The sequence below is a fragment of the Janthinobacterium sp. GW821-FHT03C08 genome, assembly GCF_059420905.1.
The window spans coordinates 64840-77069 of record NZ_JBWKUP010000013.1; the positions used below are offsets into that span (position 1 = coordinate 64840).

Genomic DNA, 12230 nt, shown 5'->3' on the forward strand with positions numbered 1-12230 from the left:
AGCGGGCGCGGCCGTTACAGCCAGTAGTGCATGAAGCGCGCCGCCCATTCCTTCATGCGGTCGGAAATCGGCCGCGTTTCCCATTTCGCCCTGGTGATTTCTTCCGAGTCGCGCAAGTCTTCCTGGAAGGCGTTTTCCATTTCGCGGCCGAAGCTGTCGCCCAGCACGATCACGTTCAGCTCGCTGTTGTGCAAAAAGCTGCGCATGTCGATATTCGTCGAGCCAACCGTCGACCAGGCACCGTCGATGACGGCCGTCTTGGCGTGCAGCACGGCCAGTTTCAGATGGAAGATGCGGATGCCGCCGGCCAGCAATTGATCATACAGCGCGTGTCCCGCGTGGAACACGAGGCCGCTGTCGGACACGCCGGGCAGCACCACGGTGACGTCCACGCCCCGTTTCGCCGCCGCCACCAGCGCGTCCACTGTCTGCTGGTCGGGCACGAAGTAGGCGGACGTGATGTGGATGGATTTCTTGGCTTCCTGGATGGCCAGGATGTAGGCCTTGTAGATCTCGAAGCCGCCGTCCGGCTCGCTGGCCACGACGCGCACCAGCTTGTCGCCCACTTCCGACAGGACGGGGAAGTAATTGGCATCCGGCAAGTCGGCCTGGTCCTGCTGGGCCCAGGTGCGGATAAACAGCCACTGGAAGGCGGCCACGGCCGGGCCTTCCACCTTCACGTGCGTGTCGCGCCAGCCTACGTCGCCCTTGTCGGCGGCCTTGTTCTTGGAGCGGAACAGCGAGCTCTTGGCATAGGTGTCGCTGATGTTGACGCCGCCCGTAAACGCCGTCTTGCCGTCGACGATGAGCACCTTGCGGTGGTCGCGGTTGTTGATCTTCCAGTCGTCGCCCTTGAGCTTGGCGGGATTGACGGGGTTGAAGGCCACCAGGTGCACGCCGGCCGCGCGCATGCGCTCGAAAAACGCCTGCGGCACGCCGATGGTGCCCACGCTGTCATAGATGACGTTGACCGTCACGCCGGCCTGCTGCTTTTCGATCAGCATGTCGGCGAACTTCAGGCCCAGCGGGTCCTGGTCGAAGATATACGTTTCCAGGTTGATGCTGGTCTTGGCGTCGCTGATGGCCTCGAACATGGCGGCCATGGTTTGCGGACCGTCAAACAGCAGGGTGACCTTGTTGCCCTTGATCAAAGGCACGCCCGTGGCTGCCTCTTCCAGCGCGGCCTGGGTCTTCAAGTCCATGCCGGACTTGGCCCAGCGCTTGTTGAGCAGGGCGGCGCGGCTGTTGACGTTCAGCACGGCGCCCTTGCCCGTGATCACCTTGGGCTTGGCCACGGGTTCCAGGGTGGTATTGAGGTTCTTGACATTGGGCAGCGCGGCGCATGCAACCAGGGTCCAGCACAGCAGGAGGGCGGTGAGGCAGGGTCGCATGCGACTAGCGGTCATTTGGGAGCCTTGGTGGTAGGTGACAGGTTTGCCGACTCGTCGGCCAGTGCCAGGGGCGGCGGATTTTTCGAGCCGAAGAAGAAGACGATGGGCGACTTCAGGAAGCGCTTGCCCAAAATCTTCAACAATTGCATGCCGTGCTTGAAATGTACCTGGCGCGAACGCAGGGCCACCCACAGGGCGAGGCCGAAGCTGACCAGCAAATTGGCCGTGCCGATGGCGAAGATGCCCGACAGCGACTTGACGGCCAGTTGCCAGCTCATGTTGTGGTCCAGTCCCACCAGGGCCGTGGCGAAGTTGGCGGCCGAGAAGGTGATGTGGCGGATATCGATGGGCAGGCCGATGAGGAAACCGAGGGTGCCGATGGTGCCGAGCAGGATACCGAAATAGAAATTCCCCATCAGGCCGCCCAGGTTGTTTTCCAGGTACAAGCCCAGGCGCTGCAGCCGCTCCTGGCCAATCACGCGGCCCAGGCCGCGCAATTGCGCGATGCGCTGCGCCCAGCGCGTGTACAGCGCCTGGTTGTCGTAGTAACCGGAAATCAGGCCGGCCACGAACAGGCACACGCCGGCGATCATGGCATAGAAGATGGCGGGGCTGCCGATGGGATCGATATCGTGCAGCAAGTGCATGGCCTTTTCCGGCGTCACCAGGTTGTGCCCGGTAATCGCCTTGTAGCCGAGGGCGATCAGCCAGGCCGTGGGGATGGCCGTGGCCAGGTTGCCCAGCACGGCCATGTTCTGCGTGCGGAAGACCTTGTTGATCAGTTCGGCCATGCTGTCGAGGTCGATATTCCGCCCATCCTTGCTGTGCAGGCCGGCGGCGATGCGCGAGGCCGTCATGGCCGGCTGCTTGGTGGCCACCGTGAAGTGCAGCAAATGGATGAACATGAAGCCGATCGAGTAATTCATGCTGAACATGAAGGCTTCGACCAGCGGCGCCGAGCGCAGGTAGGACATCAGTATCTTGAACAGGGCCATGAAACCGATGATCACGCCGGCGCCCGCCGACGAGAGGAACATGGCGCCCATCTCGCGGCGGTTTTCCGCGATGTAGTGCTCGCCCGTGCGGCTGGCGTTTTCCGTCACATTGCGCGCCAGCAAGTTGATATTGTCGGAAAACAGGTCGCTGACCTTGTACTTGTTGTTGTGCGCCTGGATCAGTTCCAGCGCCAGCGCGACGGAACCGGCGCGGCGGCGGCTGACGGGCTGGGCATCGTGCCAGTCCTGCGTGGCATCGACCGTGATGGCGGCGATGTCCACGTTGGCCGATGCAGGCAGCTCGCCGCTCGTGTCGACGAGAAACAGCAGCTTGCGCAGGCGGTCGATGCTCTGCGCCAATGCCACCAGCAAATAGGTGAGGGGAATGCTGGTGCCCTGGTACAGGGCCTTCTTGCGGATCTTGGCGATGACGGCGTCGCACTGGTCCAGCATCACCAGCAGGTGGCGCGCATCCTCGATGTGCTCGATATTTCCGTGCAGCAGGTTCGTATAGGCGTCCAGGTAGGCGTTCACTTCCGTGTTCTGCACCATGAAGGGCGACTGGAAGACTTCAATTTCGCTGTGGAAACGCGTCAGTTCCGGTTCCAGGCCCATGGCGCAGACGCGGTAGGACAAGGTGCGGATGGCGTCAAGCATGCCTGGCAGCATGATATTGCCGTCGCCGACGGCCAGCTCGATGTCGTCGCTGGTGAGCACGTCGAACAGTTCCAGCCAGTCCGCGGCGGGGACGTTGCTGATCCACAAATAATCGGTATTCAGGTACAGCACCTGGTCGAGTGCGTCGTTCAGGTATTCGTCGCCCAGGGCGGGCGGCAGCATGCGGTAGGCGATGCGGCGTTTCAATTCGGTGAAGAAACCGCTGTTCGACAGCACGCCGATGTCCGTATACAGGCTGGCGTGGCGGCGCGCGGCCAGCACGCGCAGCACGTATTCGTGCAGGGCGCGGGCCTGGGCAGGGTTACCTTTGAGAAGCTGGCGCAGGGTGCGCACGTTGGCAATCGCGGTAGCGCTGTCGTGGGGGCGCTTGGGACGCAGTGAGTTAAACAAGTCCACCAGCAAGTCGATATTGCTGGAGTTGGGATCAATGCGTTCGAGGATAGCTAGCATGCAGAAAAAACGGGCGAGCCGCTGTCGGTAAAACCAGTAGTGTACCGCCTGCGTCAAATCCCGCAACGTTCGCCACCGAACATTGCTTCACGGCAGGGCCTGCATTTAACGTCATTTTGCCGCAAATTGCACGAATCATGCTCACTCTTGCGTGTTGTCAGTGTGCGACTCTTCAAGCGAGCTAAGCTGGAGTATCTGTTGTACACCGCACAGATTGCTTGCCAAAAAGCGAGGATAAGGTAACACTTGGGTGTGACACACAGCGCATGTCCTGATCAATACCCGGCAGTTTCTTTTCACGTTACCGAGATATTTATCATGAAGACCTCGTATTTTGCGCTTGCTGTGATAGGGATGGGACCGCTCGCGCTATGCGCCCCGGCCCATGGCGCGGATGGCGCCGGCGGTGCGGCGAACGGCAATGTGGCCGTGTACGGCGTGCTCGACGCGGGTATCGTGGCCGAGCGGGGCTGCGCCGGCAATTGCGCCGGCACCAAGGTGTCGGGCGGCGTCGCTTCCGGCTCGCGCCTGGGCGTGCAGGGCCGCGAAGCGCTGGGCAACGACGTGTCTGCCGTGTTCACGCTGGAGGCGGGCATCCAGAACGACACGGGCCAGTCCGAGGAAGGCCGGCTGTTCGGCCGCCAGGCGTATGTGGGCCTCGACAGCCGCCTCGGCGCGCTGACCCTGGGGCGCCAGTACAACCCGCAATACCTGGCCCTGACCGACGTGGCCGACCCGTTCAAGGGCGGCATGGCCGGCAGCGCCAGCAACCTGGCCGGCTACAGCGTGAAACGCTACGACAACACCATCAAATATGCAACGCCCGCCCTGCGCGGCGTGACGGCCAGCGCCATCTACAGCTTTGGCGAGTCGCCGTACAGCAGCGCCAACAACCGCGCATATGGCGCCACCCTCGGCTATTCGGCCGGCGCCGTGAACGTCAGCATCTCGCACCAGCGCAAGAACAGCCTGATCCTGGCCAGCGGCACCGTGCCCGCCATCGACATGTCGGCCCGCAATACCCTCATCGCCGCGAATGTCGACCTGAAGGTGGCCACGGCCTTTGCCGCCGTCGGCATCAACAAGGGCTATGGCAGCTCGCCGTGGGACCCCAGCAACGACTACAGCTCGCTGGCCCTGTCGATGTCCTCCTCGGACAGCCGCGACACCTTGCTGGGCGTGGCCGTGCCCGTGGGCGGCGTCAAGCTGCTGGCGTCCTGGGTGCGCAAGGATGACCGCGACCTGGCCAACCGCGACGCCAGCCAGGTGGCCGTCGGCCTCACGTATGCGCTGTCAAGACGCAGCGATTTCTATGCCTCCTACGCGAAGATCCACAACAAGAACGGCGCCCGCTACACGGTGGGCAATGCCAGCGACGCGGGACGCGGTGACGCGGCATTCAACCTGGGCTTCCGTCACGGCTTCTGAACGGCGGCGGAGGGCGCGGGGCACGTTGCTCCCAGCCACTTGCCGCTGCTCGTCACGTTCACCTGTTCCGGCGCGCCGCGCGCGCTGGTCGTCACGGCCAGCTGCATGCTGAAGGCCTGGTCGCCGGAAAACAGCACCTTGCCTTCGCCGCTCGATTTCGGCTTCGCGCAGGTGAACGAGACATACATGCCGCCCGCGACGGAAGTGTTGTTCGACTTGCAGTCGCCAGGCTGGCCCGTGGGAATCTGCTTGCGCGCGGCCATGTCCGGCGTCACGCAGGCCGTCACGCGCACGGCGCCGTCGGCGCCCACGGTGGGCATGGCCATGCCGCGGCTGGCCGCCATGGCTTCCAGCTGCTTGCGCTGATCGGGGGGAAGGTTGCCCAGCTGCTGCAGCACCATGGACATGGCGTTGTCGGTGGCGGCGTCGGGCGAGGCCATCTTGCTGTCGACTTGCCACAGGCCCGGCTTGATGGCCGGCGGCTGGGCGTGGGCTTGCGCGCCGAGGGCGGCGCAGGCGAGCAAACTCAAACGTAGCAAGGATAGTTTCATGCGCAAGTCTCCTGATAGGGCAGACTCCAGCATACGGCATGGCAAGCGGGGCACGCTTGCCATTGTGTTACAAACTGTGATCGGGCTCGATGCGGCGCACGTCCACGCTGGCGATGCGGCGCTCGTCGGCCTCGAGGATTTCATAGCGCAGATCGTCGAGTTCCAGCACTTCGCCCACGGCCGGCATGTTTTCGAAATGCGCCAGCAAGAAGCCGGCCAGCGAGTTGTACTCGCCGTCTTCGCTGACCAGGGTTTCCGTCTCGAATACTTGCTCCAGGTAATGCAGGTCCGTCGCGCCATCGATGCGCCAGTGGCCGGGACCGAGCACTTCGACGTCCGGCTGCTCGTCCTCGTCGGGGAATTCGCCGGCGATGGCTTCGAGGATGTCGATGGGCGTGAGCACGCCCTGCACGGTGCCGAACTCGTCGACCACCAGCACCAGCTGGCCGCGCGAGCGCTTCAGGGTTTCCATGGCTTTCAGCACGCCGGCCGCTTCCGGCACGACGACGGCTTCGCGCATGCTGGCCGGGTCGATCTTGCCGTGCGAGACCAGATCCTCGATCAGGTCCTTGCTGCGCGCGATGCCCACGACGTTGTCGAGGTCGTCATTGCAGACAGGAATCATGCTGTGCGGCGTTTCGCGCAGCAGTTGCAGCATCTTGTCGCTGCTGTCGTTCAGGTTCACCCACGAGACGTCGCCGCGCGGCGTCATCACGGAGCGGATCGAGCGTTCGGCCAGGGTCAGCACGCCGCTGACCATATTGCGCTCTTCCACGCCAAAGGCGGACACGTCCGGCAGTTCCTTCACCTCGTGCTCCTCGGCCGCCTCGCGGCCCTTGCGTCCGCCCAGCAGGCTCAGCACGGCCTGCGCCGTGCGGTCGCGCAGCGGGGCGTTCGACTGCAGCTTGAGGAAGTTGCGGCGCGCCAGCTGGTTGAAGAACTCGATGACGATGGAGAAACCGATGGCCGCGTACAGATAGCCTTTCGGGATGTGGAAGCCCAGGCCTTCGGCCACCAGCGACAGGCCGATCATCAGCAAAAAGCTCAGGCACAGCACGACGACGGTGGGGTGGGCGTTGACGAAGCGCGTCAGCACCTTCGAGGCCAGCATCATGACGACGATGGAAATGACGACGGCGGCCATCATCACGTACAGGTTGTCCACCATGCCGACGGCCGTGATGACGGCGTCGAGCGAAAAGACGGCGTCGAGCACGACGATCTGCGCCACCACCAGGCCGAAGCCGGCGTAGACTTTCGGCCCCGTCTGGGCGTGCGTGACGCCTTCGAGGCGCTCGTGCAGCTCGGTGGTGGCCTTGAACAGCAGGAACAGGCCGCCGACGAGCAGGATCAGGTCCCGCCCCGAGAACGAAAAGGTCCAGATGGAAAACAAGGGCGTGGTGAGGGTGACCAGCCAGGAAATCAGCGACAGCAGGCCCAGGCGCATGACGAGGGCCAGGGTCAGGCCCAGCACGCGCGCCTTGTCGCGCTGGTGCGGCGGCAGCTTTTCGGCCAGGATGGCGATGAAGATCAGGTTGTCGATACCCAGTACGATTTCCAGTACGACCAGCGTCAGCAGGCCGACCCAGATTGTCGGGTCAAATAACCATTCCATGTGTGTAACCTTGTAAAGTCAATCAATGTAAAGCGTGCCTGGCGGCCATATGCCCCGGGCGTGTGCGTGCAGCGTGTTGCGGATCAGCGGCGGACGCGCGGCGGGCGGGTGGCCGGCCGCACGTCCGCTTCGGCAAGTGCGCCCGGTCCCGCTTGCCAAATGATGGCGTAAAACGGTACATCCTGGCGCGAGCCGGGGTAGAGCGTGATGGGATCGTTGTCGCATTCTTCGGTGGCGCAGCCGTCGCCGGGCAAGCCCGCATGGGCGCTGGCGTCGGGGCAATCCATGCCGAAGGCGGGCGTGGCGGTGACGCCGGCCGCAATTGCATGCTGGAATGGGGAAGGGCTGGCGTAGGCCATGCTGGCAAACGCCTGGGGTAACGCGATGAAAACAAAAAGGCAGAGCAGGACGAGAGCTCGTCTCATATACAGGCAGATAGTTCTGGAACGGTCGAGTATAACACGCCCGCATAACAGCTTGATGACAGGGGCTTGCGTAGTTGATAAGCATGCCGTAAATTGTGAGAGTAATAATTTCACCCGGCGGCGAAGACGCAGCGCGGGCCGGGTGAACATTCTTGCGCCCGTATCACATTGCGCTTGCGCTCCCTGTCTGCGCTCGCGCGTGTTTATTTCCAACGTCGTGTTACCAGGACTTTGCTTTGAAACCAATTACCGCTCTCCTGCTGGCCGCCGGCATCCTGTCGCCGTCGCTGGCCTTCGCCGCTACCCCGGTGCAAGCCGCCCCGACCCAGAAAACCGGCAAGGCCGCCGCCGGCCGCGCCGCCGCCGTCAAGGTCACTTCCGTCGAAGGCATCACCGAATACCGCCTGGCCAACGGCTTGCGCGTGCTGCTGTTTCCCGACGCCAGCAAGCCTACGCTCACCACCAACATCGTCTATCTGGTCGGTTCGCGCCATGAAAATTACGGCGAAACGGGCATGGCCCACTTGCTGGAGCACTTGCTGTTCAAGCCCAGCGCCAACTTCGGCATCAAGAAAGGGACCAAGACCCCCGTCGAGATCCTGAACTCGACGGGCGCGCAGTTCAACGGCACCACCTGGTACGACCGCACCAATTACTACGCCACCTTCCCCGCCAACGACGACAACCTGCGCCAGATGCTGGCCATGGAAGCGGACCGCATGGTCAACGCGGCCATCGACCAGAACGACCTGTGGAACCCGGTCACGAAAAAAGGCGAAATGACGGTGGTGCGCAACGAGTTCGAGATGGGCGAGAGCGACCCGATCGGCGTGACGAGCGAACGCATCCAGGCCATCGCCTACGACTGGCACAACTATGGCAAGTCGACCATCGGCGCCCGCTCCGATATCGAACAGGTCAACATTCCCCGCCTGCGCGCGTTCTATCATAAATATTATCAGCCGGATAACGCCGTGCTGATGGTGGCGGGCCGCTTCGACGAAGCGAAGGTCCTGGCGCAGATCAATGACTTGTTCGGCAAGATCCCGAAACCGACGCGCGTGATCGAACCGACCTACACGGCCGAACCCGTGCAGGATGGCGAGCGCGCCGTGACGGTGCGCCGCAGCGGCGGCACGCAGTTCGTCGGCGCCGGCTACCACGTGGCGCCGTCCGGCAACCCGGAAGCGGTGGCCATCGAAGTGCTGGGCCACGTGCTGACGGATGCCCCGGCCGGCCGCCTGCACAAGGCGCTGGTGGAAACCAAGCTGGCCAGCAAGATCGAATACAACGCGGTGAGCAACCTGGAGCCGGGCTACAACCTGTTCGGCGCGATCGTGCCCGCCGATGGCAACCTGGACGCAGCGCAAGCGGCCATGCTGAAGGTGCTGGAAGAGCTGAAATCGCAGCCGATCACGGATGCGGAAGTGGCGCGCGTGAAACAGCAGCTGAACAAGCAGGTCGAACTGATCACCTCGAACACGGCGCGCATGACGATTGCCCTGACGGAGTCCTTGGCAGCCGGCGACTGGCGCCTGTTCTTCCTGCAGCGCGACCAGCTCGACAAGCTGACGACGGCGCAGGTGCAGGCGGCGGCCGAGAAATACCTGAAGAGCTCGAACCGCACCCTGGGCCGCTTCATCCCCACCGATGCGCCGGACCGCACCGTCGTGCCGGCCTACGCGGACGTGGCGCCGCAGCTGGCCGGTTACACGGGCCGCGCCGTCGTGGCACAGGGCGAAGCATTCGACCCCAGCCCCGACAATATCGAAGCGCGCACCACGCGCTTTACCTTGCCGAACGGCTTGAAAGGCGCCTTGCTGCCGAAGAAAACCAAGGGCGGCACCGTCAGCGTGGCGCTCAAGCTGCAGCTGGGCACGGAAGACAGCTTGCGCGGCAAGGCGCAGGTGGGCAGCTACACGGCCAACCTGCTGTCGCGCGGCACGGCGACCCTGTCGCGCCAGGAAGTGAAGGACAAGTTCGACCAGCTGGGCACGCAAGTGGCGATTTCGGGCGGCGCCGAGGGCGTGACGGCATTGTTGATGGGCAAACGCGAGAACTTGCCGGCGGCCATGGACCTGCTGGCGCAAGTGCTGCAAAAACCGGCCCTGAACGAAACGGAATTCCTGGAATTGCAGCGCGAACGCGTGGGCCGCGCCGAGCAGGAATTGCCTGAACCGCAGCCGCTGGCCGTAAACGCCTTCCGCCGCCTGCTCGACGCCACGCCGGAAGGCCATGTGCGCCATGTGGCCACCCTGCCAGCCGAGCTGGCGCAATGGAAAGCCATCAAAGTTGCCGATGTGAAAGCCTTCCATGGCGCCTACTATGGCGCGTCGAACGCTACCTTTGCCGCCGTGGGCGACTTCGACCCGGCCGCGCTGAAGGCGCAAGTGGCCAGCCTGTACGGCAACTGGAAGGCGCAGCAGCCCTACGTGCGCATTCCCGACGCCGTCAAGGCCGTCAGCGGTGAAAAAGTGACGCTGGAAACGCCGGACAAGGCCAACAGCGTGCTGTTCGCCATCCAGCCGATTCCCCTCAAGGATGATGCCGCCAGCTATCCGGCCTTGCTGATGGCCAACCACATGCTCGGTGGCGGCGCCTTGCGCAGCCGCCTGGCCGACCGCATCCGCCAGAAGGAAGGCCTGTCCTATGGCGTCGGCTCGCAAGTGTCCGTGCCGTCGCGCGAGCCGGCCGGCTACTGGATGGCCTACGCCATCAGCGCGCCGCAGAACACGGTCAAGGTGGAAGCGGCCCTGCGCGAGGAAATCGCCAAGGTGCTGGCCGACGGCTTCACGCAAGAGGAACTGGCCGAAGCGAAGAAGGGCTGGCTGCAGTCGCAGGAAGTGGGCCGCACGCAGGATGCGGGCCTGGCGCGCGAACTGGCCGGCTACCTGGCGCAGGACCGCACCATGGCCTACGACAAGGACCTGGAAGCGAAAGTCGCCGCCCTGACCCTGGCGCAAGTGAACCAGGGCCTGCGCGACTACCTGAAGCCGGAAGCTGTCTCCGTCGTGACGGCCGGCGACTTTGCCAAGGTGGCGAAGGAAGGCGACAGCGGCGCCAAGGCCACGACGTCGAAGTAAGCTGCTTTAAATAAAGAAGCCCGCTGGCAAGTTACCTTGCCAGCGGGCTTTTTTATGCCTATCTCCCGGCCTTAGCGGGGAGCGAGCTCTGCTACGTAGATCTCGACGCGGCGATTGCGCGCGCGGCCGGCCGCATCCGCATTCGAGGCGATCGGTTCGCGCGCGCCGCGGCCTTCCGTGACGATGCGCGTCGGCGAGACGCCGCGCATGGCCAGGTAGTCGCGCGTGTGGGCGGCGCGTTCCACCGACAGCGGTTCGTTGATGGCATCGCTGCCCGTGCTGTCCGTATGGCCGATGATGCTGACCGTGGTGTTCGGGTTTTCATTCAGGGTGGCGGCAAAGCGGTCGAGGATGGGGCGGAAGTTGCCCTTGATGTCGGCGCGGTTGGTGTCGAAGGAAATATCGCTGGGGATTTCCATCTTCAGGCGGTTATCGGCCGTCTGGCTCACTTGCACGCCCGTGCCTTGCGTGGCCTGTTCCATCGCGCGCTTCTGGTTTTCCATGCGGTTCGACCAGATATTGCCGACGACAGCGCCTGCTGCCGCGCCCAGCAGGGCGCCGCCGGCCGTGCGGCCGCTGCTGCCGCCGCCCGTGGTGCCGCCGATCAGCGCACCGAGGCCCGCGCCGACGCCGGCGCCCGTGGCCGTGCCGCGTTGCGTCGGGGACATGTCCGCACAGCCGGTGGCGGCCATCGCGAGGACCAGCATGCCGATCAGGGATTTGGCGCCAGGGCCGGTTTGGAATACTTTCATGGATTTTCTCCTTGTTTTGTTATCGGGACATACCCAGGACTACGCGTATCAACTACCCGTACGCGTGAACTACCCGCACACGTTACTGCAAAATGGACCGGCTTGCCAGCACGCGCACGGCAGGCGCGCGGCGCACGCAAAAAGAGCGACGCCCGTCTGCACGCGCGCCGCCCCTGTGAGCCTGCGCCGCTGGCCAGGGCTATAAGCCGCGCCCGCTGATCAGGCGCAACAGGATCATGATGACCGCCACCACCAGCAGGATGTGAATGAAGCCGCCGATGGTATAGGAAGTGACCAGGCCCAGCAGCCAGAGAATGATGAGTACTACTGCGATTGTATAGAGCATGATGTGTCCTCCGAGAGTGTGTGTGGATGAGGGCTGCCTGGCTTGCAAGCTGCTAGCGTCTGGCGCCCACATCGGTTTTTGTCATTGCGCGGCGACCGGGTCGCTGAACGCTGATGCCATGACTTATTGTCTACTTTGTTTCTGAATTTATCTGTACGCTGCCGTACACAACCCTTATTTAGCCTTATGTAGCCCGCTTATTTGCCCAGGCCCCGCGCGGGCAGGCGGCGCTGCGGGCGCGCTTGTTCCTGTCCGCCATCCATGCCCGGTATCCAGGCCAGCATGCCGGCCATGCCGACGGCGCCCGCCATGCAGCTGAGCATGCCGCCCGTCAGCAGCAGCATGACGCCGAACACGGGGGCGCTGGCCTGCGCCGGCGCCAGGTCCAGCGCGCAAAAGCCCAGCGCCGTGGCCAGCATGCCGCCGCCGATAAAGCCCAGCCAGATCCTCTTGCTGCCTGCCTTGTCGCTTTCCATAGCATCTCCTTGAAGGACATCCGTTGAAATTTCCTGAATG

General features: G+C 63.8%; 10 protein-coding genes. 2 read left to right on the top strand and 8 right to left on the bottom strand.

What is annotated here, in order from left to right:
• Positions 1–14: 14 nt before the first annotated feature.
• Complete coding sequence (gene cls, locus AC07VL_RS19555; RefSeq protein WP_494807306.1) at positions 15–1406, bottom strand: cardiolipin synthase; 1392 nt, start codon at positions 1404–1406, stop codon at positions 15–17.
• Positions 1403–3514, bottom strand: coding sequence for a site-specific recombinase (locus AC07VL_RS19560; protein WP_494807307.1), 2112 nt, complete (start codon positions 3512–3514; stop codon positions 1403–1405). The genes cls and AC07VL_RS19560 overlap by 4 nt, the downstream gene beginning before the upstream one ends.
• 354 nt (positions 3515–3868) lie before the next feature.
• On the opposite strand from AC07VL_RS19560, the gene AC07VL_RS19565 reads away from it, so the two are divergent.
• Complete coding sequence (locus AC07VL_RS19565; RefSeq protein WP_494807308.1) at positions 3869–4942, top strand: porin; 1074 nt, start codon at positions 3869–3871, stop codon at positions 4940–4942.
• Here the strand turns inward: AC07VL_RS19565 and AC07VL_RS19570 are convergent.
• The 3 genes from AC07VL_RS19570 to AC07VL_RS19580 form a co-directional block, all read right to left on the bottom strand.
• Positions 4930–5493, bottom strand: a complete 564-nt coding sequence (locus AC07VL_RS19570) for a DUF3617 domain-containing protein (RefSeq protein WP_494807309.1) — start codon at positions 5491–5493, stop codon at positions 4930–4932. The two genes, AC07VL_RS19565 and AC07VL_RS19570, sit on opposite strands and share 13 nt — an antisense overlap.
• Before the next feature lie 67 nt (positions 5494–5560).
• Positions 5561–7108 carry a TerC family protein gene (locus AC07VL_RS19575; protein WP_494807310.1) on the bottom strand — a complete coding sequence of 516 codons (1548 nt, stop codon included), beginning with the start codon at positions 7106–7108 and terminating at the stop codon, positions 5561–5563.
• 83 nt (positions 7109–7191) lie between these two features.
• Complete coding sequence (locus AC07VL_RS19580; protein ID WP_494807311.1) at positions 7192–7467, bottom strand: hypothetical protein; 276 nt, start codon at positions 7465–7467, stop codon at positions 7192–7194.
• 302 nt (positions 7468–7769) lie between these two features.
• On the opposite strand from AC07VL_RS19580, the gene AC07VL_RS19585 reads away from it, so the two are divergent.
• Positions 7770–10616, top strand: coding sequence for a M16 family metallopeptidase (locus tag AC07VL_RS19585; protein WP_494807312.1), 2847 nt, complete (start codon positions 7770–7772; stop codon positions 10614–10616).
• 71 nt (positions 10617–10687) lie between these two features.
• Here the strand turns inward: AC07VL_RS19585 and AC07VL_RS19590 are convergent, their stop codons facing one another.
• From AC07VL_RS19590 to AC07VL_RS19600, 3 genes are all read right to left on the bottom strand, one after another.
• Complete coding sequence (locus AC07VL_RS19590) at positions 10688–11323, bottom strand: YiaD family glycine zipper/OmpA-like lipoprotein (RefSeq protein WP_494807411.1); 636 nt, start codon at positions 11321–11323, stop codon at positions 10688–10690.
• Positions 11324–11567: 244 nt separating this feature from the next.
• A complete protein-coding gene (locus AC07VL_RS19595; protein ID WP_121670992.1) occupies positions 11568–11714 on the bottom strand; it encodes a lmo0937 family membrane protein in 147 nt (48 codons plus the stop codon).
• 197 nt (positions 11715–11911) lie between these two features.
• Entirely contained in the window at positions 11912–12190 is a 279-nt protein-coding gene (locus AC07VL_RS19600; RefSeq protein WP_494807313.1) for a hypothetical protein, read from the bottom strand.
• Between the last annotated feature and the right edge of the window lie 40 nt (positions 12191–12230).